A 19,465-nucleotide genomic window follows, 5' to 3' on the forward strand; every position below is an offset into this window, starting at 1 on the left:
GCGCCGACGCCGGCGAGGAACGCTCGCCGACCCATCGGCGTGTCCGAGATCGCCGGGAACGCGAAGGTGACACTCCCCGGGTGCGCGAAGTGTGCGGCCCCCAAGAACGCGTCTCGGTAGGTCGTAGTCGATGCTGTCTCGTCAGTAGTGTCTTCGGTCATGAACTCAGAATGGACGTTTCCGCCGTCCTCGGCGCGGTTGTCGTGCGTTTCTCGGAGTCCGTCGACGTAGGCGCGGAACCTCTCGCTGAGGTCGATCCCCGTCGGCGACCAGCTCGGCGTCACGCTGCGGCCCCCGCTGGGTCAGCGCTGTCGTCGACGCCGGCGCCGCGCCGAACTCGGTACTCGACCGCGAGGATCGCGAGGATCGAGACGATCACGGCGACGCCGACGCTCGCGACTAGCGCGAGATCGAGCGTCCAGTACGGCCCGAAAAACCCGTAGTCGTAGTAGGTCGTTCCCCAGCCCGCGCCGTCCGGGTTCTGATAGACGCTACCGTTCGGTTCCTCGTAGAACTCCCCACCCGCCAGCGCGATTTGGAACAGCACCGACTGGGCGATCAACGGCAGCCCCGCCGCCGCTACCAACTGGCGCGCCGACGCTCGAGGTCGGAGTCGATCCCGGATCATGCCAGCCCCACGATGAACTCGGCGCCGTAGTACGCGATCACGAGCATCGAGATCGAGAGCAGCATCGCGACCACGATGATCAGCGAACGGGCGAACTGCCAGAGGAGTCGGTTGAACTCCTCCATCGCGTCCGCTGCTGATCCGAGCCGCTCTCCTGCCTCGAGATCGACCCCACCCTCCGGCTCTGGGAGATCCTGCTCGCTCTGTGTTGCCGGGAGGTCGCCCTCACTCATACTGGATCAGGTCCTCGTCGACGCCGACCTCTTGCAGCGCGTCGGTGAGCGCCTCCGAGGTCTCCTCTGACACCCCTCGGATCACGACGCCGGGCTCTCCGGCGTCGGGCTCGCGCGCTCCGCATCGCGGGCAGAAGATCGAGTCGTCAGGAATCTCGATCCCGCAGGCTGAGCAGGTCGTCGAGGACGGCGCGATCCGGTCCGCGATCCGCTTCCGGACCGTCCTCACCATCGCCGCCTCCGGCGCTCCCAGCGCTGTGGGTCGTGCCTTTTCTCCGCCGTGTCGGGCTCTGTCTCAGAGCCCCGAGTGTCGTCGTCCATACTTGTCGTCGGCCGAGCCGCTCGGCCGATACTCGCGAATGGCAACGACAGCGCCTAAATCGCAGAAAATTGGGGGGAATCTAATAGACTTTATGAGAATCTGTTCGGTTCTCCCGTTTTATGATAGACCACGAGAGTCGAGACGTATGGGCATCGAGGAACGATTCGCGGACTGCCGGACCGCACAGGAAACCAAGGGCAGCGTGACGGTCACGATCCCCAGTCCGCTCGCCGAGGAGTGGGAGATCGAGCAGGGAGACCAGATACCGTTCTACGCGGAGGAGGGCGACGACACGGCCGAGATTCGCCGTCCCGGGAAGCGCGACGACTGAGTTCTAGAGAATATTCTCATAGAAGACACTGAAAGCAGCTATCCCAGAAGCAACTGTGATGCACATAAGGGCCGCAATAAGCCCGAAAAACACAATATAAACCCTGAGCGGTGAGCCACCAAACCCGGACGCGAACGGCGTTATCGAGAATATTGCAGCGAGGCCCATGAAGGATACTGAACCTAACACCAGAACAATCCCCAAATTGAGTGATTCTATTTCGAACAGTTCCCTCAGATTGGAGAACGCTACGAGAAGTAGAGCAAGCGCAGGCAGTGATAGAGCGATGAGACGGAGTAGATCGCCGTATGATGCCGGGTCGGCCATGTCAAACGGTCGGAGATGGTATTGTTTAGGCTTTACCCTGAGAGGCCGAAAACGATCGAACCCACGCCTGTACTACGCGAACCCCGCCTCCTCGAACGCCTCGTTCACGACGCTCGGCGTCGGCGCGTTCAGGTAGGGCTCGATCGCTTGGAACGAGTCCCAGCCGCCCACCTGCATGACCACGCGAGGGTTCATCTGTCGATCGACGAGGAGCCGCTGCGCGAAGCGCCGGCGGAGATCGTGGCTCGAGACGTAGCGGAAGTCGCCGTCGCCGGTGGCCTCGGCCGCGCGCTCGGCCGTGCGTTTGACCACCGCCCGGACGCCCCGCTCGGAGAGATCGACGAGCTGCTCGTGGCGGCCGATGTCCTCGGCGGTCTGGTAGCGGTGGATGTCGCCCTCCACGTCGCGCGGGAGGTAGGCGTCCCGGGGCTTCCCACCGCCGCCGGTCGTGTCCTTCCCCTCCGGAACGCGGAGCCGGAAGTGGTCGCCGTCCTCGGTCCGCTTGACGTGCTTCGGGCAGATTTGGGGAATCTCGAACGCCCGGAGGCCGACGTAGCCGCCGAGTTGAACGATCAGGTCGTCGCGATGGCTCGAGGCCGCGCGGCGGAGCTCCTCCAGCTCGTCGTCGGTGAGCCAGCACTTGTACTGATCCGGCTTGTTGGTGGCCTCCAATCGCATAGAGCCTTGTAGAAGAAGATCGCACATAATGGGTGAGAACCGACCGGGTTTCGGCCGTGATCGGGGCGGGTTTGCGGGGGGTCGCTTCCGACTTGTGCAAGAAGTAGGTTGAGTCAGTCCGATAGACTGTCCCCACTAATTTCGTTGACCGTTGAACTAACCGTGATTTTTATGATCGGGACGAGCCCAATTGCCCAATATCAATGAGGGCTGGCGAATTTTTCAGGGAGAAGTTCGGGGTCCTCTTTTGGCGTAGTTCAGAACGCCGAGAAGACCTATCTAAATCGAAAGCCCTCGAAATCACCGAGTCTGATCTAAGCAGGTGCCAAAAAGAGACGAGGTACCTACGGGCGGAAATCGACTGTAGCGACGACGAGATGGTCGAGAAACGCGTCCACTCTCTAAGAAACCAGATCCAGAGCATAGACGACACGCTCGAGTCTATCGAAAAGGAATACTAACAGAGGATATATTACGGAAGAAGGTATTCCATCAGACAACATCTTCTTCCATGAGTCAGCTTCCTTCGTTTATCGATCGTCAGGAAGAGCTACGGACTGTATTTGACGGAATCGAATCTTCTAGTGGGTCTTTCTACTCCATAGTCGGGCCTAGTGGTCACGGGAAAACACGCTTTCTCGAAGAAATCAGACAGCAGTACGCGGATGAAGACGACGTCTTCGTCCTCGATTTCCAGTTCAACAGCGGGCTAACTAGTATCAAACAGTTCGGGGCAGAATTCCAAGAACGGTGGAAAGAAGAAGTTCCGTCGGGAAAGACGAAGAGGGCCAAACAGGCCCTTCACCGGGTAATTCGTTCTAAGTACACGGACCCCGCCATCGACCTACTCTCTGCCGGAGGCGGCGCAGTCGTACCCGGACTTAGCACTCTCTCAGTGGGTAAGCACCTCCTCCCCGAAGAAGATTCAGACTCTAACGTCCCACTGTACGGAGAAATCTTGACCGACTTCCTCGGGGAATTCTCTAACCTAAACCCCGACTGCACGCTCTTGGTCCTCCTAGATCACTACGATCGAGTCGAAGCTAGGCAAGAGGAGTTCGACCGCCTCTTCAAAAGTCTCTCAAGAGACCTTCCGGAGAACGTCGTCTTCTGTGTTGGCTCTCAACGAAGATTGGCTACAGAGCACGACATCCCGATCACTACAGTCGAACTAGGTGAATTCGACACGGAGGAAACTGAAGCGTACCTATCGGAAGCAGGACTCGACCCATCGGAGGAAGAAATCTCAGAAGTCGTAGAAGTCACCAAAGGTAATCCTTACTACCTGAATCGGTTTGCCTCGATAGCTGTCGAAAGTAGCGTCGAGTCCGCACTCAACGACCTCCCAGAGTCTCAGATTCACAGCTACCTCGAGAGTGAATTCCTGAACGAACTCGCCGAGGACCAAGAACGATTACTTCGAAACATCTGTGCTCTGTCGGAATTCCGTCGAGATATTGTCTCAAAACTTATTGGGGAGGATACAACGAAAACGAGGAGAGAACTACAGAGCCTCTACCGCGAATCGGTGCTCGAGAAGATCGGCCACCACTCGTATCCGGTCTACAAACCACACGATCTGCTGCACGATTATCTCAGGAACTCTATATCTGAAGAACGTCTCGCAGAACAACACAGGGAGTGTGCCACAATATACGCGAACGACGTGACTGAAAGCCCTCTAATCGACGTTCTGGAGGATTTTCTGTGGGACTTTGTTCTGGGAAGCAACCCTAATTCCGAGGCAGTCGAAGAGTTTGCACGTACCACGGGGGATCGGTTCGCTACCGGTGTAATGGTTGACTTACACCTTGACCAAGTACCAACCAAGGAGTCGAAAGAACAGCAACTGGTGAATTTACTCCAAGATCCAGCTGTAAACGAAGACGAAGCGGAAACTAGTCTATCGCTCTACTACAGTGGGCAGGAGGACGTAGACTGGTCAGATGTCACCGAACGAGCGAACGGCGACGATCAGAGTTCAAAGCCTGTCGAAGAAATTCTGGAGACCGAGACAGACAAACCGCCGGAGAAGACCCTAGTAACCGAAGTCGCGAGAGCCGTCACCCTCGCGGGATCGTTGGAGGACCACAACAAGGACGACAAGATCGAGAAGACGTTCGAAGAGATCACCGAGACGATTCGCAGACTAACGACCAACCAAGACATCCATCTCGTAGCGGGCCTCGGGTACCTCATCTCGAAACTCGCAGAAGCGATGTTTTATGACAGCATCGGCGAGACGAACAAGGAAGACACAGCCCGAAACGAGGCGAAACAGTTCATCCAAGACTTCTACGGGCTTAGCCAAGACGACTATATATTCTGTAAAAACCTGCTGAAGACCCTAGACTATCACCTCCAGAACCCCGATCTCGATATCTCTGTTGACCCCGAGTCGGACCTCGAACAGGCCATCGAAACCCGAGGAGTCTACGGAGGAGCACAATCCGGGTTCCGGAGCATGATCGTTGAGTTAGCCTCAGATCTGAACCAAGCCCGGCAAGACAACGATCCCCTCATCCAAGACAGGCAAACCCTGAAAGACGCCAGTCGTGAAGCGGCGATCTACTTCGCGAACGAGGATCACGACGTAATCGCCGCGGTGATTCGCGATCTTGGAAACCTCGTCGAGTACGCACTCAGCTCTGACGGCGTGGCGTCTAAGGACGACATTGATTACGCCTTTGAGGACACGGAGTTCGCCGACCAACTCGATCACGTCTTCTCGACCGTGGAGTGGCACAGCGAAGAGTAACTGGCTTTGCCCACCAGTGATCTCTGCACGAAGAGCCGTCGTCTCAGAGGCTATTGGTCGTTTGCTGGGTCTTCCGCTGATACTTTCCACTGCTTGCCACCCTCAAGGGCTGTCCGAATGCTCTCGGCATCAAATCCTCCGCGCCATTCGGAACCATTCGGAACTGCAGGGGTTCCACTTATGGAGTGTTCCGTTGTCTAATCTGAGTAGATGCTGAGAGACGGGACCGTCTTCGACGAAGACCACCTCCCACGGGAGATAGTTGGCCGAAACAGCCAGATGAACGAGGTCACCGACGCTCTCGCGCCGATCGAGGACGGCTTTCGCGCCGAGAACTGCTACCTCTTCGGGCCGAGCGGTGCCGGAAAAACCACGGTCGCCCGAGCTGCCGTACGGGAACTCCGGCGCGAGGTACTCGAGGTCCCAACGGCATACGTGAACTGCTGGAAGGAATCGACGCGTTCCGGCGTCTTGGAGCGTGCCGCGAAGGACCTTGCCAACGCGGCCGTGCCGAAGAATGCCCCAGCGCGGGATTTGGTCGATAAGCTGGAGTCGTCGCTCGACTCGCCGAGTGTGATCATTCTCGATGAAGTCGACCAGCTTCGCGATCCGGACACGCTGTACGATCTCCATTCGATCTACGGGCTCTCTTGGATTTGCATCGCGAACCGCGAGGTCGACCTCCTTGCCCGCCTTGAGGAGCGTGTCCGCTCGCGAGTCTCAGTTGGATATCGGGTTCAATTCGACAGATACACTGCCGACACAGTGACGGAGATTCTCGCCCGACGCGCCAGTCAGGGTCTCGATCCGGGGGCTGTCGAGCGCGAGACGCTGAAGGAGATCGCCGAGATGGCCGACGGCGACGCTCGTCGGGCCATCACGGCGCTGCGGGTTTCGGCACGCAAGGCAGCCGACGAGGGACTGTCGTCAATTCCACGTCGTCTCGTGCGCGAATCAGTTCTTGACGCCGAAGAGGAGGTGCGCCAGAAAGCGATCTCGAAGCTGAACGACCACCAGCGTGTCCTCTACGAGTGTCTTGAGGAGGCCGGTCCGCTGATCCAGAAAGAACTCTACGAGCACTACAAGCGAGAACACCCCGACCCGATCACGCTCCGAGCGCTTCGAGAGCGGCACCTTCCGAAGCTCGAGCACTACAACCTGATCACCACAGATAGCGAGGGAGGTGCGAAAACGTACCAGATCGTGGAGTAGCCTCCGGAACACCGTTCGGAACTACCGTCTCCGCGTCCCCGTTGGGCGGTTTTGGCCTATCCGGAACCGTTCGGAACCTCCCGAGAGACACTCTTGGAGCTGTTCCCGGTTGTTGGAGATATGCTACACCAGAGGAACGACTCCCCATCATTGACGATCCCTGAACTCCCGTCACTCGATTCAGGTATTACGCTGGTCGAAGCTGAGAACGACCCGCGTCTACCTCTTCAGACCCTGATGGTGGACCGCCTGTTACTCGAAAGTGGTCGCGCAGTCTGGGTCGGGACCGGGCGATATTGCACGACAGACACGCTCGCCGAGGTGTCTCCGGATAGACGGGTGCTCGAACGGGTCGACGTGGCTCGAGGATTCACTCCCTATCAGCACACCGCGCTCATCGGAAACCTCGAGGCGAATCTCGGCGAGAACACCGAGGTGGTCGTGTTACCGGACATCGACGCCCTGTATCGAGGGAGTGATCTCCAAGGTGATGACGGGCAGGAGATGTTGGTTCGTGCCCTTGCCAAGCTGGCCGGGGTAGCCCGTGAGTACGAAATTCCGGTTCTGTGCACCCGTTCGAAGGCGGACGGGTTCAGCGAGCCAGTCGAGACCGCGGCGACATCGACTCTCGCCGTTCAGGACACACCGATGGGGCCGCGGTTCGTCGGCGATGAGTTCGAGACGATGGTCTACGAGCTGGAGGATGGCTGGGTTCAGACGACGATCGCGTTCTGGCAGGAGGTTCTCCAAGCCCGCCAGCCGATCCACGAGACCGCCAACATCTCTTCAGGGGTGTTTGCTCGTGGGACGGTCTAACCCAACGTACCGCGACAGTCTCCGGCGTCTCGAGGAGCAGTGGGGTGACTTCCGCCGGGCGCTCCGGTATCGTGACCAGCAGCACTGGGACGACCTCTGGGAACAAGCCGCTGGACACGCCGACGCCGCAGGGTACCAGAACACGGAACGGAAGCTCGATCTGGTCCTGATGTCGATCGTGCTCGCACAGGAGCGTCGGATCGCTACGCTCGAGGAGGAACTAGAGGGTACAGAGTGACCTACTGTATCGATTTCCCCGACGAGGAAACCGCAGTCGAGTGGTCGCTTACTGAATCCGGAGCGGAGCGCGAGGAGGTGAGCTACCGGCCTCGGTTCTACGTCAACACTACCGACGGTTCGCTCAACGAGGTCGAATCGTCGATCGGCGCGCATCCCGAGGTGGCCGAGGTCGAGAGGGAAGAACATCGCCCCGGTTGGCGCCACGATGCGTGCGAAATGCTGGCCGTAGAGGTGATGAATCTGGACGTGATTCTGCGGTTAGCGTCGACGATTACGCAGTTAGGCCGACCGGGAGAGTATCGCTGCTACAACGTCGACCTCTCGCCGGAGTTCCGGTACTGCGTCGAGACCGGCACCGATCCGGCGCCGGCCCGGGAGCCGACGATGATGGAACTCGAAACGCCGCCGATAACGGAGTCAGGTGGCCTGAGGTCAGTGACAGTGACGGCCTCGAGTGGGGAGACGTACGTCCTCGAAGAGGATCCGTCGACGATCGCCCGTGACGTGGAGGCGCTGATCCAGGAGCACAATCCGGATGTCCTGCGAGTTTCCACGGCCCAGTTGATCCCCCAGTTGTTCAACGCCGTCGACGACAAGCCGCTCCAACTGGGTCGGGAGCCGGGGTACACACAGTTAGCGACGAAGAGTACGTACGAGAGCTACGGCCGGATCGGACACTCGCCGGCTCGATACAACGTTCCGGGCCGCGTGCTCGTCGACGCCTCGAACTCCTTCTTTCTGAAGGAGGCCAACCTCCACGGGATTCTCGACCTCGTAGAGCGTTCGCACAAGCCGCTACAGGAGGCGTCGTGGGCGAGCATCGGGAACATCCTCACCGCCATCCAGATCCGCGAGGCGCTGGATCGGGATGTGCTCGTCCCCTGGCGTGCGTGGCGGCCGGAGTTCTTCAAGAGCGCTGCCACGCTGGAGGAGGCCGATCGTGGAGGGTACACGTTCTCACCGGATGTCGGTGTTCACGAGAACGTCCACGAACTCGACTTCTCCAGCCTCTATCCGAACATCATGTGTACGCGGAACATCTCGCCGGAGACGGTCTGCTGTGACTGTCACCCCGAGCGTCAGGACGTGTCGGGATTGGGGTACTCGATCTGCCCGGAGCCGGGATATCTCCCCGACGTGCTCCAGCCCCTGATCGACGATCGGGACGAGATCAAGCGCCGGATTCGCGAGGAGGACGGCGACACCGAGGTGCTCGAAGGAGCATCGTCGGCGATCAAGTGGATCCTCGTCTCCTGCTTCGGGTATCAGGGGTTCTCGAACGCGAAGTTCGGCCGGATCGAGTGCCACGAGGCAATCAACGCGTTCGCTCGTGAGATCATCCTTGAGGCCAAGGCGACGTTCGAGCAGCACGGCTGGCGCGTCGTCCACGGGATCGTCGACTCGCTCTGGGTGACGCCGATGGACGATCGCGAGCAGACTGGCCTGGAGGCGGTCGCCGAAGAGATCAGCGAGGACGTGGAGATCCGGCTGGAGTACGAGGCCGCGTACGACTGGATCGCGTTCTGCCCGCGGCGCAACGACGACGCCGGCGCGCTGACGCGATACTTCGGGAAGCGAGCCGGAGAGCCCGTCGACGAGGCGTCGAGCTACAAGCGTCGCGGGATAGAGGCACGGCAGCGATCGACGCCGGAATTCGTCGAAACCGCGCAGTTGGAACTGATGCAGGAGTTCGGACGAACGCGCTCGCCCGAGGGGGTGTGCGAGCGGCTCCGAGAGTTTATCGAGGAACTCCGCACCGGCGACGTGGATCCGACTCGACTAGCGATCACGAACCGCGTCTCGAAGCGCGTGGAGGAGTACACACAGACGACGAAGAACGTCGCCGCACTGGAGCGCGCGTCCGATCTCGGCTTGGAGAAGAACCCCGGGCAGGACGTGGAGTATGTGGTCGTCGACGACGAGAAAGACGGTCGGGCTCGCGTTGCCCTCCTACACGAGGAGCCTGAACGGTACGACGCCGATTTCTACCGGGATGAGCTTTGTCGAGCGGCTGAGTCCGTGCTCGCACCGGGTGGTTTCCGACGCAGCGACATCGAAGAGCAGTTGGCTGAGCGGGTGAACGGCTCCGTGTCTATGTTTTGATTCTTGTCTCCCTACTGGTTTTGACCCAGTATCGGCCACGTATACTTTGGGAGGGTACAAAACCGAACTATTCAGTATTTCCACTTTCACCGTGCTCCAGCCAAGTTTATTCTTCAAACACAGGAATCATCGTCTAATGAGTTGGCAACACCACTTTGATCGAGCTAGAAGATCACCCGTTCCAATCGATATAGACAAGGAGGAGGTAGGTCCGATTCCTCCAAGATTTGAAGCTCAAGGGCCGGGCATCAAGGGCCTCTGGAGAGTCTACGAGTGCGAAGAAGGGTTGGATCAGATGCAGATCATCGAGTTACCATCGAAGTATCGTGTGTCTGTTTCTAACCCTGTGTCAGATGATAACCAGATATCTCAGCCCGTACCCCAGTCGTCAAACGGAGCTGAGTCTTCAAAAGGGAAAGTTCTCGCAGCACTTGCCCTAGGTGGTATTGGACTTGCTGCCCTTGGGAAGGTTTTCGGCGAATCACGTAGTAGTACAGCTCCGGATCCAGAGCAAGCCCACCGGGTCTTTATCAGCCACTCTTGGGCATATGAGGAGCACTTCGAGGAGGTCAAAGAACTCCTTGACGATGCAAACGGCTTCGAATACTTTGACCACAGCGTTTCCTCGGACGACCCACTTGATGCTCGGCTTCCCAATCACCTCCGGAAGAAAATCCGAGATCAAATGCGTTCGGCTTCTGTCGTACTCGTGCTATCCGGGATGTACGTCACGTACAGTGATTGGATCCAAGAAGAGATTGAGATGGCAAACGAGATGGAAAAGCCAATTATTGGTGTGATTCCTGCAGAGAATGACCGTGTCCCCGGAATTGTTCAGGATCACGCAGTCGAGCTTGTTGAAGCCGACGGGAAGGCGATCCTGAACGCGATCGACGAATATGCAACATGAACGACGATAGTGAATCCCCTGATTCCGATCAAACGGAATTGATTGACCAGTATACAGCCTATGTGAACACGACGCTGAACGTCAGCAACCGGCGTATGCGGAACAACCGATTTTACGTTCTGTTGCTCTCTGGGACTCTTGCTGTCCTTTCTGTACTTACGGATACCCAGATAATTGAGGAGGTAGGCCTACTGCTTGCCGGACTTCTCGGATTCGCTCTTTGTATCCTCTGGTATCTCAGTATCGTCTCTTACAAGCAGCTAAACAGCGGGAAGTACAAAGTAATCAACTCGATGGAGGATGATCTTCCGGCGGAGCCGTTCGCCGACGAATGGGAGATTCTCGACGAGGGTGATAATTGGAGAAACTACATCACCCATACTCGTGTTGAGCGGAAGATTCCGTTTGTCCTCGCTATTCCTTACCTCCTTATCTCTGTTTACGCACTTTCCCAGATTATTTGAGGTTTATTTCGATGCTATGACTTCGATTCCAGAAGCTTCGTGATGAGGACAAGACCTCCGCCTAGGAACCATGTTGCACCCCCGGAAGCAGCGAGGCCGGCGCCTATCACGATGAGTGCGGCATCGGTCAACTGGATCGATAGTGCGGAAGTTACTGGATCAGAGATGGCGACCATGACGATCAGCGCCCCGAGGAGCATGAACCCGACTCCGAGAAACCGGGTCACCTCGAAAAATTCACGCATCTCTTTGTTGAACCGGGCGAGCCGGTCCAATTCGGGCGGTATTGGGTTCTGAATCTCCGTCGGTGGGAGGCCCCAAACATCTGCTCCACCCACCTGCTGCTTTATTACTCGATCGTCCTCCTGAAGGGCGTTAAGATGCTCTCGAACAGCCGTATCACTCAGGTCGACAGCACCTGCTATATCCCCGGTTCCAAGTACTAGCTTGTCGCTCTCCCGGAGGACGTTCAGCAGTTCTTCTGGATGGGTTCCGTTCCCGTCGTGCGTCGAGAGGATTCCATTCTTGGTCATGCTCATTATCGGAACAGTGTCTGGACCGCGACTGCGGTGACGAGTACTACTCCCACTATCCCGGCGAACAGATACAGTACACCCATGAGAGTGAAGTTAAATAATTCACTCGTTGCTACTGATCCGAACACGAGCATCACGATGCCGCCGATGATGAGCGCGAAGGCGGCCTCGATCGCTTCTACAAACTCACTCATTGTGATCTATCCTCCATTTCTGGGGTTTTCTCTTCGAACATCGCATCTTCCACTAGTGTAGGTGGCATAATAGAGCCTATAGACAGTTTAGAACAGTTTATTCTATCACAGCGGGTTGGAGATCGCCAATCTATAGTTCGTGGTCGGAAACACGGGGTTCGTGTCTGGAAACCCGACGCAGGCGTTCGTTTTTCCGGATCACCCTTGATCCGAACACGGTCGGCCGTGGTATGCCACGGTGGGAGCCAACCGTTCAGACTCCAGTTCCAGAGAGGGTTGTCCGGAACTCGGCCCGGAACATCGATACCCGGCTGAGTACTGCGGTTCTCTCTATCCGGAACCGTCCGGAACCCGCCGGACGAGACTCTTGTCGGTAACGTGGCTGTGTCTAGATATGGCCACTAAGAGCCAGACCGAGAGCGGTCGCACAGCGGAGTTCGTAATCGACCCGACCGAACGCCTCGACGCCGAGTCCATCGACGACGAGACGCCGACGCACGTCCTCGTCCAGGTGAGCAGTAACGGACGCTCGCAGATGGCCATCGTCGCCGCCGGAGCTGCCGGCCGGTGGAGCTTCGACTTCCAGATTGACTCCTCCGGAATCGAGGTCGAGCGTGCCTTCGAGGAGGGAATCCGGACCAACGTCGAAGACCTGCCTGCGTGGATGGTTCCAGTCAAAGACGCGGTCGCCGGTCTAGTCCTGTCGGGGCAGTAGCGGTCAGTAAATGCCCCACGCAATGAATGCAACGAGCCCGATGCCGAGGAGCAGAACGAACAGCGGCGTCCAGATGATCAGCTTGTGGAGGGTCTCGTCGCGCATTAGTCTTCCATCTCTTCGATCCCGATTTCGTCGTCAAGCCATTGCTCTCCCTTCCCGCTCAATTGGTAGTACCCCGACTCGGCTTTCTCGACGAGATCGTGGTCTTCCAACTTGGACAGTCTCAGCTGCACTGTCGAGTACCCAATATCGTGCCCGTGCCGATTCAGATTCGCCCAGAGTGCCTTCGGAGGAAGCTCTAGATCGTGCTCATGGAGAAACTCCAGCACGACCGTATCGTTCAGAGACATCCACTCTGGCCGGGGGCGCATTCGAACCCACGGTACGACTGCTGGGGCTTATTTCCAGCCGTTCAAGAAGTTTGGTAGGTTATATACACTCTCGAAATAGGTCTTTTAGCCTAACAGTTAAGGTCCTCCATGCCGATGCACGTTGTAACGAAGGTCTCTCGCGGACCCGTCGGTCGCCGATGGGTCCATGCTCGAAAACTGAAGCGGACCCCGTGCTGGTGACACGGGTCCGCGCGGGCCTTCGTGAGACAGGCACGAAAGCCATGTACGACGACGCCGCGCCGGGGCTTGAAACCTCGGTCCTGACCGTCCCGCCGCCTTCTGAGCCGCGCGTTCAGAATGGTGTGTCTCGACCCAGTGCTCTCCTCCCTACCAAAGTCGGGAGCACTGGGCCGAGCACCACGGCCTCGCACAGCCAGAGCATCACCCTCGGAGAGGGTTATCTCCGGACTTCACGAGACCATGAGTTCCAACGCTTCTGACGACGAAAAACGTACCGACAGCGAACAGTCTAGCAACAGTATCATTGACGGCGGGACACGGATGTCGCGCGACCGCTTCGAGTGCTTCGAGTGCGGTTTCGCGGCGGAAGACCGGGAGGGGTTCGATACGCACGGCCTCGCGATGGCCTGCCCGAAGTGCAAGTCGCTCCGCGTCGAACACGTCTTCACTGACGACGACGATCTCATCGCCGACGGCGGCGTCTCGTGGTACGACCTCACCGCGTTCAGGCGCGACTGCCTGCTGACGCTCGCGCGGATGGAGAACGACGACGCGCGGATGCACGGGCTCGGGATGAAGGAGCGCCTCGGGGCCCGGTACGGTGACGAGATCAATCACGGGCAGATCTACCCGAACCTCGACGCGCTCGTCGACGCCGGACTCGTCGAGAAGAGTGCGCTCGACCGGCGGACGAACAGCTACACGCTGACCGACGCCGGCTGGCGGATGCTCCGCGAGCAACGGGAGGGGTGGGTTGAGCTGGACGTTCGGCGCCCCGCTGTCGCCGACGGGGGTGATGACGAATGAGCGACGAGGATTCGATCTGTGACGACTGCGGACAGCCGTACGACCACACGACAACTGCCGGCCCCGGGAAGACCAAGCGCTCCTGTGGCTGTGACACGGTGCTGAAGCCCGTCGCCGACGACACCGAGAACGCGTTCGCGAACAGCGCAATCCGGGCGATGAACGCGGCCGGGGACGTGGAGACGGCCGCGCGGATCTACGAGGGCACTCGCGGGCGGTTGGTCGCCGACGGTGGAGAAGACCGAACCGTCGTTCAGGTCGGTCAGTTCGAGACCTACATCCTGCCAGACGATACCGTCGAAGACCTCTACGAGCGTGTCGGGTACTCTTCGATCAGCATCGACACCGAGACGACGGCTCTCTGTCGCCCCTTCAGCGATCGCGGCGCGCCGACACCGCCCGAGGATGACCAGATCATCCCGTTCGACCTTGAGGGCGTGGAGTACGGCGACAAGCTGGAACTCTACCGGCTCCCGGCTAGTGAGCGACCGGCGTACCCGGAAGCCAACGACGACGAGAAGGAACTCGTCACCGACGGCGGCGCTCGCGAGGAGACGATCGAGAACTGGCTGGTGATCAATTGGCGCGAAGGAACGACGCGTACGCGGAAGTCGAAGCCCGACGCCGCGAAACTCGGCACCCACGAACTCGCGACGAGCCTCACGCTGAACGTCACGATCCCGGATGTCGACGTTCCCGAACTCGTCGCCGACGTGGAGGTGCCCCAGCCCCGTGTGGAAGCGTCCGAACTCTCCGACTTGGAGACCGAGGACAGTCCCGACTGGATGGACGTGGCCGACGAGATCGTGGATGAGCACCCGGAGACCGATCCGTTCGACGAGATTGATCAGCTCGTCGTCGCCGTCCTCGAGGACACGCCGGGCCGGCCGGACGTGGAAGAGGTGAAGCGGTACCTCCAGCAGCAGCTCCGAGAGCTTCAGCGAGGTGAGAACCAGTGAGCGACCGTAGTTCTCCAGAGGACGCTCAAGCCAATTCTCTCCGCGCGAATGCTACGACTCGTCCTCGGTCTCTGAGGCGTATCCGAGTAGACCGCCGATCGCTCCGCCAACTAGTGCTCCTCCGGGACCACCGAGGGTTGCTCCGAGCGTTGCTCCTGTACCCATCGCGGTTGCTGTTCTCTTGCCGCCTTCAGAGTCATTCTCTGCCATACGTCGGGATAGTGTATGAGTATGTAAAAATGACACTACGGCGCGGTGAAAGTGGAACCTCTGACTATGGCTCCGCTGGGGAGGCCCACCTTGACTAGTGAAAACGACTCTGAAGTCGACGACGACGATCCCGACGTTTCCGACGTGATGGACCAACTCGACGACCTGCGAGAGTCCATCGACCCCGAGGCCGACCTCGAGCCGATGTCACCTCGCGAGGCTCGCGAGGACTGGCTCGACCGGCAGGAAGAGAAAGCCGATTCGACGGTCCGCTCCTACGAGGATCGGACGATCCACTTCATCCGGTTCTGCGATCGCGAGGGAATCGATGACCTGAACGATCTGACCACCCGCCACATCAAGCAGTACGAGTCTGAGCGACTCTCGAAGGGGATCACCGAGTCTACCCAGAAGAACGAGTGGGGGACACTGGGCCGGATGCTCGAGCACGCCGCCAAGCTGAACGCGGTGCTGCCCGAGGTCGCGGAAGCGCTCGACGTGCCGGAGCTCTCGAAGGACGAGCGGGTCAACACCGAGACGCTACCCGCCCAGCGTGCGCTGACGATCCTCGAGAACCTCGAGCGGTACGAGTACGCTTCGCGCGAGCACGTCTCGTTCATGCTGATCTGGCGGACGACGATGCGGCTCGGCGCGATCCACGGGCTGGACCTCCGGGATCTCTATCTGGAGGAGGACGACCTCGGACGCCTTCGGCGCCAGCTGCTCGAGGACGGCTACACGCCCGCGGTCGTCGACGACGTGATCGACGAGGCCGAGACGCCGTTCATCTACCCCCGGCACCGTCCGGAATCGGCGTCGGACACCACGCTGAAGAACGGCACCGACGGCGAGCGCGTGATCAACATCTCGGACGACACCGCCGAGGTGCTCGAGGCGTACATCCGGGTGAACCGTCACGAGATCGAGGACGAGGACGGCCGGAAGCCGCTGCTGACCTCGAAGAAGGGCGGCGGCCGGCTGGCAGATACGTCGATTAGGAACTGGATGTACATCCTCACCCAGCCGTGTAACTGGGGCGGGGAGTGCCCGCACGACCGCGATCCGGAGGAGTGCGTCGCTCGCGAACACGGCCGCGGAAGCAAGTGTCCGAGCGCGCGATCTCCCCACAGAATCCGGACGGGGAGCTACACTTGGCACCGCGACAAGGGCTGGCCGCGTCGTGATCTCGAGGAGAAAGCGAACACCTCGCTCGACGAAGTGTACGACCAGCCGTTCGAGCTGACGCGCGGGATGAGCCGTCGGCAGCACCTTGATCGGCTCGACGACAACGGAGGTGATTCCGCGTGACCCGAGTAGGAAGTGGACTCCTGACCTCGGCGGTCCCACTTCTTCGAGTCGATCAACAGCGCACAGCGGTAGTGCTGTCCGGGGGGCGTCGACGGCCGGCGCGCCCGTACCACCGACTACCTCGCTTCCGGGAGCGTTATCCGCACGGTCGTCCCCTGCGGACTGCCCTCCAGCAGGTCGAGCGTTCCGCCGGACATCTTGACGGTCCAGTAGATGATCCACAGCCCCAGCCCCTGCGTGTGGTTGAGCGGTGTTTCCCGCTGCCCCTCGATCGCTTCGACGTCGAACTTGGGGATTCCTCTCCCCCTGTCGCTGATCTCCAGCACCGCCATCCCGTCCTCATTTCGCCGGACGCGGGCAGTTATCGGCGTGTTCTCGGGGGTGTGTTCGATCGCGTTTTCGAGCGCCTCCCTGATCGCTTTGGGGAGCGCCGAGTGACACTTCACACGGCAGTCCGCTTCGAACCGTGTCCTGATCTCGACGCCCGGATGCTCCGCTCTGGCCCGCTCGATCTGCTCTTCCACCACCGCCGCGAGGTCGAACTCCGCGGTCTGGTCGTGCTCCCAGATGGAGACGATCTCCCTCGTCCGGTCGGTCGTCGTGAGCAGCCGTCGGAGGTGCTTCTCGATCATCCGAACGTCCTCGGTCGTCGCCCCCGACCGATCGGCCGCCTCGATGTTCTTGAGGTAGCCGAGCGAGACGGAGAGCTCGTTTCGAAGGTTGTGCCGGAGCACCCGTTGATTGATCGTGAGGAGGTTCGTGAGGTCCCGAGCCTCGTCGAGCCGTTCCTCGGACTCGATCGCGTACAGCCCGCCGCGGACGCCGACCGCCGCCCCGAGGCTGCTCGCGAACGAGAGGAGGAAAGACAGCTCCGTCTGGTCCCCTTCGAGCGTCCAGATCAGCCAGATGGAGAACGCCAACAGCGCGAACGACACTGTCACCCCCGCTCCGACCCCGACCGTTCGCCACTGTCCCCGATTCGTGATCGGCCGGGCCGGGAGCTGATAGCCGGTCACGAGGACCAGCCCCGACATGCTGCAGATGATCACCGATTCGAGCAGCGTTCCCAGCCCCTCCCCCTCGGTGAGGAGGTGAACGACCCCGAGCCCGAAACAGAGCAGCCCCAGAGAGTAGACGCCGTGTTTCGGCCGGACTCCGTGGGGTGAGAACGACACGAGCCTCCTATGCAAACTGTGCACATAGTAGTTACCTTATTCTCGATTTTCCGAAAACGAGTAAAATATCGGATACTGGACGGACAACCGACAGTTTCAGGCGGGATATTGCACTCGATCTACACGTACGGTCAGGGCCGTACCGGCACCGACCGACGGCCGCCCGCCGGGGACGGCCCGTGCCGGCCGTCACGCAACGATCTCGACCGTACCGCCGGGTTCGACGCCCGCGGCGTCCCCCGCCGGGAGTTCGACCACCGTGTCCGCGAGCCCGTGGGCCAGCCCCCGGAACGGCCGGAGGCGTTCGACGTTGACCACCTCGTCGTCGACCAGCCAGAGCACGTCGATCGGCCGGAACACGAACAGCGTGTGGATCGTCCGGCTCGCCGGCGCCTCGAACGGGAACGCCAGCGCGTACCCCTCGGGGATCGACCGGCGGAACATCAGCCCCAGCGCCTGCGCCAGCGGCCCCTCGGCCAACTCCACCTCGTCGGCGAGTACCCGCCGCTCGACGCCGTCGGCGTTCCCCTCCTCGTCTGTGGTGCCGGCCTCGTCGGCCGTCGGTGGGCGTGCCCCGCCGTCGCGGTGGTGGACGAGTCGCACGCCACCCGCTCCCGCCGCCGCCCTACTAAGCGTTCCCCCGGGACCGAGCGTTCAAGGCCGAGCGCGCCCCACCGCGGCTATGGAGGAGACGCCCGAGGGGACGCCGGTTGGCGTCGACGACCCCTACGCGGTCGCCGGGCGCTGTGACCACCTCACGAGCGACGGCCGCTGCCGGTACGCGCTGGATCACGCCGAGGGCGACCCCGAGTTCGCGGCCGAGCGCCGCAGCGAGGGGTACGCCTGCGTCGTCGCCGACACCGAGGCGGCGGCGACCGACGGCGAGTCGCCGGACTGGTCGCGCTGCCCGCACTACCGCTCGACCACGGACGCCAAGGCGTGTGCGCGCTGTGGGCTGGAAGAGGTCCGACTCGCCCACGACGAGGAGGCACGACCGCTGATCGAGGAACACCACCTCTCCTACGGCAACCGCGGCGAGGACGACGCCGACACCGCCCACGAGATCACGGTCGGCCTCTGTCGCTGGTGTCACACCAAGGTCCACCGCTCGTTCGCCCGGATCGACGACGACGCCAGCCCGGACCCGGAGGGGATCGCCGAACGCGAACGCCGTCGTAGCGAGGAACTCTCCGAGATGGGGTTCCGGTCGGCCAGCGAGCGCCGCGAGGAGTGACCGCCGCCGGCACAAATCACGCCCCGCTCGGGCGCGTCGGTCCGGTCATGCCCGCCGACCACCTCGGACACGTCCACCTGAAAGTCACCGACGTCGACCGCGCCGTCGCGTTCTACCGCGACGTGCTCGGCCTCGAGGTGACCGAGCGCGTCGACCGCTACGCGTTCCTCTCCCTCGGCGAGCACCACCACGACCTCGCGCTCCAGGGGATCGGCGCCGAGGAGGTCGACGACGGCGTCCCGGCGGCCCCGAGAGGCCCGCGCGTCGGCCTCTACCACTCCGCGTGGGAGGTCGACAGCGCTGACGAACTCCGGGCGACCGCCGAGCGGCTGGCCGAGCGCGAAGTCGCTGTCTCGCCGGTCGACAACGGGGTCAGCAAGGCGCTGTACTTCGATGACCCGGACGGCAACGGCGTCGAGGTGTACCTCGACACCCGCGAGGAGCGCGACATCGAGCAGTGGAACGGCCGGAACGAGCGGTTCGACCCGTTCTCGCTCTGAGACCGGAGCTGTGGTTGCACGGACGTGCCTATATCGCCCCGGTTCCGAGGCGCTTTTGAGCCTCGTCAGCCAACCCCGCCCATGACCAGGATCGTCGTCATCGACAATCACGGGCAGTTCACCCACCTGGAGGGGCGCGCGCTCCGGGACATCGGCGTCGACACCGAGATACTCGACAACGACACCGACCCCGCCGAGATCGACGCCGACGGACTCGTGCTCTCGGGTGG

At 60.7% G+C, this 19,465-nt stretch carries 27 protein-coding genes; 16 read left to right on the forward strand and 11 right to left on the reverse strand.

Annotated features, from left to right (window positions below):
- Positions 1 to 280: 280 nt before the first annotated feature.
- The 3 genes from ACFR9S_RS16055 to ACFR9S_RS16065 are packed head-to-tail and all read right to left on the reverse strand — an operon-like array spanning position 281 to position 1,093.
- Positions 281 to 628: a hypothetical protein gene (locus ACFR9S_RS16055; RefSeq protein WP_379730421.1), complete on the reverse strand. Its 348-nt coding sequence runs from the start codon at positions 626 to 628 to the stop codon at positions 281 to 283.
- On the reverse strand, positions 625 to 861 hold the full coding sequence (locus tag ACFR9S_RS16060; RefSeq protein ID WP_379730420.1) for a hypothetical protein: 237 nt from the start codon (positions 859 to 861) through the stop codon (positions 625 to 627). The genes ACFR9S_RS16055 and ACFR9S_RS16060 overlap by 4 nt, the downstream gene beginning before the upstream one ends.
- Positions 854 to 1,093, reverse strand: coding sequence for a zinc-ribbon domain-containing protein (locus ACFR9S_RS16065; protein ID WP_379730419.1), 240 nt, complete (start codon positions 1,091 to 1,093; stop codon positions 854 to 856). The genes ACFR9S_RS16060 and ACFR9S_RS16065 overlap by 8 nt, the downstream gene beginning before the upstream one ends.
- A gap of 235 nt (positions 1,094 to 1,328) precedes the next feature.
- On the opposite strand from ACFR9S_RS16065, the gene ACFR9S_RS16070 reads away from it, so the two are divergent.
- Positions 1,329 to 1,514: a hypothetical protein gene (locus tag ACFR9S_RS16070; protein ID WP_379730418.1), complete on the forward strand. Its 186-nt coding sequence runs from the start codon at positions 1,329 to 1,331 to the stop codon at positions 1,512 to 1,514.
- Between the two features lie 3 nt (positions 1,515 to 1,517).
- Here ACFR9S_RS16070 and ACFR9S_RS16075 read toward each other — a convergent pair whose 3' ends face one another.
- Positions 1,518 to 1,841: a hypothetical protein gene (locus ACFR9S_RS16075; protein WP_379730417.1), complete on the reverse strand. Its 324-nt coding sequence runs from the start codon at positions 1,839 to 1,841 to the stop codon at positions 1,518 to 1,520.
- Between the two features lie 72 nt (positions 1,842 to 1,913).
- The gene (locus ACFR9S_RS16080) at positions 1,914 to 2,519 is read right to left on the reverse strand and encodes a site-specific integrase (RefSeq protein ID WP_379730416.1); all 606 of its coding nucleotides are present in this window, start codon (positions 2,517 to 2,519) and stop codon (positions 1,914 to 1,916) included.
- A gap of 203 nt (positions 2,520 to 2,722) precedes the next feature.
- Here ACFR9S_RS16080 and ACFR9S_RS16085 point away from each other — a divergent pair, with 203 nt between their 5' ends.
- The 8 genes from ACFR9S_RS16085 (at position 2,723) to ACFR9S_RS16120 (ending at position 11,022) form a co-directional block, all read left to right on the forward strand.
- Positions 2,723 to 2,980, forward strand: a complete 258-nt coding sequence (locus ACFR9S_RS16085) for a hypothetical protein (protein WP_379730415.1) — start codon at positions 2,723 to 2,725, stop codon at positions 2,978 to 2,980.
- A 50-nt stretch (positions 2,981 to 3,030) separates the two neighbouring features.
- Positions 3,031 to 5,277 (forward strand): ATP-binding protein, encoded by a 2,247-nt coding sequence (locus ACFR9S_RS16090; RefSeq protein WP_379730414.1) that lies wholly within the window; start codon positions 3,031 to 3,033, stop codon positions 5,275 to 5,277.
- 210 nt (positions 5,278 to 5,487) lie between these two features.
- On the forward strand, positions 5,488 to 6,489 hold the full coding sequence (locus tag ACFR9S_RS16095) for a Cdc6/Cdc18 family protein (RefSeq protein WP_379730413.1): 1,002 nt from the start codon (positions 5,488 to 5,490) through the stop codon (positions 6,487 to 6,489).
- Positions 6,490 to 6,609: 120 nt separating this feature from the next.
- Positions 6,610 to 7,305 (forward strand): hypothetical protein, encoded by a 696-nt coding sequence (locus tag ACFR9S_RS16100; protein ID WP_379819011.1) that lies wholly within the window; start codon positions 6,610 to 6,612, stop codon positions 7,303 to 7,305.
- Positions 7,292 to 7,543: a hypothetical protein gene (locus ACFR9S_RS16105; RefSeq protein ID WP_379730411.1), complete on the forward strand. Its 252-nt coding sequence runs from the start codon at positions 7,292 to 7,294 to the stop codon at positions 7,541 to 7,543. The genes ACFR9S_RS16100 and ACFR9S_RS16105 overlap by 14 nt, the downstream gene beginning before the upstream one ends.
- Positions 7,540 to 9,648, forward strand: a complete 2,109-nt coding sequence (locus ACFR9S_RS16110) for a type B DNA-directed DNA polymerase (RefSeq protein ID WP_379730410.1) — start codon at positions 7,540 to 7,542, stop codon at positions 9,646 to 9,648. The genes ACFR9S_RS16105 and ACFR9S_RS16110 overlap by 4 nt, the downstream gene beginning before the upstream one ends.
- Before the next feature lie 136 nt (positions 9,649 to 9,784).
- Complete coding sequence (locus tag ACFR9S_RS16115; RefSeq protein ID WP_379730409.1) at positions 9,785 to 10,558, forward strand: TIR domain-containing protein; 774 nt, start codon at positions 9,785 to 9,787, stop codon at positions 10,556 to 10,558.
- On the forward strand, positions 10,555 to 11,022 hold the full coding sequence (locus tag ACFR9S_RS16120) for a RipA family octameric membrane protein (protein WP_379730408.1): 468 nt from the start codon (positions 10,555 to 10,557) through the stop codon (positions 11,020 to 11,022). The genes ACFR9S_RS16115 and ACFR9S_RS16120 overlap by 4 nt, the downstream gene beginning before the upstream one ends.
- Positions 11,023 to 11,036: 14 nt before the next feature.
- On the opposite strand, the gene ACFR9S_RS16125 is transcribed toward ACFR9S_RS16120, so the two are convergent.
- On the reverse strand, positions 11,037 to 11,561 hold the full coding sequence (locus ACFR9S_RS16125; RefSeq protein ID WP_379730407.1) for a helix-turn-helix domain-containing protein: 525 nt from the start codon (positions 11,559 to 11,561) through the stop codon (positions 11,037 to 11,039).
- Positions 11,561 to 11,752 (reverse strand): hypothetical protein, encoded by a 192-nt coding sequence (locus tag ACFR9S_RS16130; RefSeq protein WP_379730406.1) that lies wholly within the window; start codon positions 11,750 to 11,752, stop codon positions 11,561 to 11,563. The genes ACFR9S_RS16125 and ACFR9S_RS16130 overlap by 1 nt, the downstream gene beginning before the upstream one ends.
- Positions 11,753 to 12,146: 394 nt before the next feature.
- Here ACFR9S_RS16130 and ACFR9S_RS16135 point away from each other — a divergent pair, with 394 nt between their 5' ends.
- Complete coding sequence (locus ACFR9S_RS16135; RefSeq protein WP_379730405.1) at positions 12,147 to 12,467, forward strand: hypothetical protein; 321 nt, start codon at positions 12,147 to 12,149, stop codon at positions 12,465 to 12,467.
- A 104-nt stretch (positions 12,468 to 12,571) separates the two neighbouring features.
- On the opposite strand, the gene ACFR9S_RS16140 is transcribed toward ACFR9S_RS16135, so the two are convergent.
- Positions 12,572 to 12,820, reverse strand: coding sequence for a winged-helix domain-containing protein (locus ACFR9S_RS16140; RefSeq protein WP_379730404.1), 249 nt, complete (start codon positions 12,818 to 12,820; stop codon positions 12,572 to 12,574).
- A gap of 543 nt (positions 12,821 to 13,363) precedes the next feature.
- On the opposite strand from ACFR9S_RS16140, the gene ACFR9S_RS16145 reads away from it, so the two are divergent.
- Both ACFR9S_RS16145 and ACFR9S_RS16150 read left to right on the forward strand, forming a co-directional pair.
- Positions 13,364 to 13,849 carry a PadR family transcriptional regulator gene (locus tag ACFR9S_RS16145; RefSeq protein ID WP_379730403.1) on the forward strand — a complete coding sequence of 162 codons (486 nt, stop codon included), beginning with the start codon at positions 13,364 to 13,366 and terminating at the stop codon, positions 13,847 to 13,849.
- Positions 13,846 to 14,808 carry a hypothetical protein gene (locus tag ACFR9S_RS16150; protein WP_379730402.1) on the forward strand — a complete coding sequence of 321 codons (963 nt, stop codon included), beginning with the start codon at positions 13,846 to 13,848 and terminating at the stop codon, positions 14,806 to 14,808. The genes ACFR9S_RS16145 and ACFR9S_RS16150 overlap by 4 nt, the downstream gene beginning before the upstream one ends.
- 51 nt (positions 14,809 to 14,859) lie before the next feature.
- Here the strand turns inward: ACFR9S_RS16150 and ACFR9S_RS16155 are convergent, their stop codons facing one another.
- Complete coding sequence (locus ACFR9S_RS16155) at positions 14,860 to 15,054, reverse strand: hypothetical protein (protein WP_379730401.1); 195 nt, start codon at positions 15,052 to 15,054, stop codon at positions 14,860 to 14,862.
- Between the two features lie 54 nt (positions 15,055 to 15,108).
- On the opposite strand from ACFR9S_RS16155, the gene ACFR9S_RS16160 reads away from it, so the two are divergent.
- Entirely contained in the window at positions 15,109 to 16,326 is a 1,218-nt protein-coding gene (locus tag ACFR9S_RS16160; protein ID WP_379730400.1) for a tyrosine-type recombinase/integrase, read from the forward strand.
- Between the two features lie 116 nt (positions 16,327 to 16,442).
- Here ACFR9S_RS16160 and ACFR9S_RS16165 read toward each other — a convergent pair whose 3' ends face one another.
- Positions 16,443 to 17,501: a sensor histidine kinase gene (locus ACFR9S_RS16165; protein ID WP_379730399.1), complete on the reverse strand. Its 1,059-nt coding sequence runs from the start codon at positions 17,499 to 17,501 to the stop codon at positions 16,443 to 16,445.
- 189 nt (positions 17,502 to 17,690) lie between these two features.
- Positions 17,691 to 18,104 carry a DUF192 domain-containing protein gene (locus tag ACFR9S_RS16170; protein ID WP_379819012.1) on the reverse strand — a complete coding sequence of 138 codons (414 nt, stop codon included), beginning with the start codon at positions 18,102 to 18,104 and terminating at the stop codon, positions 17,691 to 17,693.
- A 79-nt stretch (positions 18,105 to 18,183) separates the two neighbouring features.
- Here ACFR9S_RS16170 and ACFR9S_RS16175 point away from each other — a divergent pair, with 79 nt between their 5' ends.
- From ACFR9S_RS16175 to ACFR9S_RS16185, 3 genes are all read left to right on the forward strand, one after another.
- Positions 18,184 to 18,735 carry a DUF7097 family protein gene (locus ACFR9S_RS16175; RefSeq protein ID WP_379819013.1) on the forward strand — a complete coding sequence of 184 codons (552 nt, stop codon included), beginning with the start codon at positions 18,184 to 18,186 and terminating at the stop codon, positions 18,733 to 18,735.
- A gap of 47 nt (positions 18,736 to 18,782) precedes the next feature.
- The gene (locus ACFR9S_RS16180; RefSeq protein WP_379731814.1) at positions 18,783 to 19,235 is read left to right on the forward strand and encodes a VOC family protein; all 453 of its coding nucleotides are present in this window, start codon (positions 18,783 to 18,785) and stop codon (positions 19,233 to 19,235) included.
- Positions 19,236 to 19,316: 81 nt separating this feature from the next.
- Positions 19,317 to 19,465 (forward strand): glutamine amidotransferase-related protein (locus ACFR9S_RS16185; RefSeq protein ID WP_417385239.1); only part of this gene is annotated, 149 nt, incomplete at its 3' end.

Source organism: Halolamina salina, from assembly GCF_042678005.1.
Taxonomy (GTDB): Archaea; Halobacteriota; Halobacteria; order Halobacteriales; family Haloferacaceae; genus Halolamina; species Halolamina salina.

What these genes read in the sequence shown, in the direction of transcription:
- ACFR9S_RS16175 (WP_379819013.1), top strand. Translation starts at nt 18,184, where the DNA reads ATGGAGGAGACGCCCGAGGGGACGCCGGTTGGCGTCGACGACCCCTAC.
- ACFR9S_RS16135 (WP_379730405.1), top strand. Translation starts at nt 12,147, where the DNA reads ATGGCCACTAAGAGCCAGACCGAGAGCGGTCGCACAGCGGAGTTCGTA.
- ACFR9S_RS16150 (WP_379730402.1), top strand. Translation starts at nt 13,846, where the DNA reads ATGAGCGACGAGGATTCGATCTGTGACGACTGCGGACAGCCGTACGAC.
- ACFR9S_RS16060 (WP_379730420.1), bottom strand. Translation starts at nt 861, where the DNA reads ATGAGTGAGGGCGACCTCCCGGCAACACAGAGCGAGCAGGATCTCCCA.
- ACFR9S_RS16065 (WP_379730419.1), bottom strand. Translation starts at nt 1,093, where the DNA reads ATGGTGAGGACGGTCCGGAAGCGGATCGCGGACCGGATCGCGCCGTCC.
- ACFR9S_RS16090 (WP_379730414.1), top strand. Translation starts at nt 3,031, where the DNA reads ATGAGTCAGCTTCCTTCGTTTATCGATCGTCAGGAAGAGCTACGGACT.
- ACFR9S_RS16120 (WP_379730408.1), top strand. Translation starts at nt 10,555, where the DNA reads ATGAACGACGATAGTGAATCCCCTGATTCCGATCAAACGGAATTGATT.
- ACFR9S_RS16075 (WP_379730417.1), bottom strand. Translation starts at nt 1,841, where the DNA reads ATGGCCGACCCGGCATCATACGGCGATCTACTCCGTCTCATCGCTCTA.
- ACFR9S_RS16130 (WP_379730406.1), bottom strand. Translation starts at nt 11,752, where the DNA reads ATGAGTGAGTTTGTAGAAGCGATCGAGGCCGCCTTCGCGCTCATCATC.
- ACFR9S_RS16085 (WP_379730415.1), top strand. Translation starts at nt 2,723, where the DNA reads ATGAGGGCTGGCGAATTTTTCAGGGAGAAGTTCGGGGTCCTCTTTTGG.
- ACFR9S_RS16180 (WP_379731814.1), top strand. Translation starts at nt 18,783, where the DNA reads ATGCCCGCCGACCACCTCGGACACGTCCACCTGAAAGTCACCGACGTC.
- ACFR9S_RS16140 (WP_379730404.1), bottom strand. Translation starts at nt 12,820, where the DNA reads ATGTCTCTGAACGATACGGTCGTGCTGGAGTTTCTCCATGAGCACGAT.
- ACFR9S_RS16115 (WP_379730409.1), top strand. Translation starts at nt 9,785, where the DNA reads ATGAGTTGGCAACACCACTTTGATCGAGCTAGAAGATCACCCGTTCCA.
- ACFR9S_RS16055 (WP_379730421.1), bottom strand. Translation starts at nt 628, where the DNA reads ATGATCCGGGATCGACTCCGACCTCGAGCGTCGGCGCGCCAGTTGGTA.
- ACFR9S_RS16070 (WP_379730418.1), top strand. Translation starts at nt 1,329, where the DNA reads ATGGGCATCGAGGAACGATTCGCGGACTGCCGGACCGCACAGGAAACC.
- ACFR9S_RS16080 (WP_379730416.1), bottom strand. Translation starts at nt 2,519, where the DNA reads ATGCGATTGGAGGCCACCAACAAGCCGGATCAGTACAAGTGCTGGCTC.
- ACFR9S_RS16100 (WP_379819011.1), top strand. Translation starts at nt 6,610, where the DNA reads ATGCTACACCAGAGGAACGACTCCCCATCATTGACGATCCCTGAACTC.
- ACFR9S_RS16125 (WP_379730407.1), bottom strand. Translation starts at nt 11,561, where the DNA reads ATGAGCATGACCAAGAATGGAATCCTCTCGACGCACGACGGGAACGGA.
- ACFR9S_RS16095 (WP_379730413.1), top strand. Translation starts at nt 5,488, where the DNA reads ATGCTGAGAGACGGGACCGTCTTCGACGAAGACCACCTCCCACGGGAG.
- ACFR9S_RS16145 (WP_379730403.1), top strand. Translation starts at nt 13,364, where the DNA reads ATGTCGCGCGACCGCTTCGAGTGCTTCGAGTGCGGTTTCGCGGCGGAA.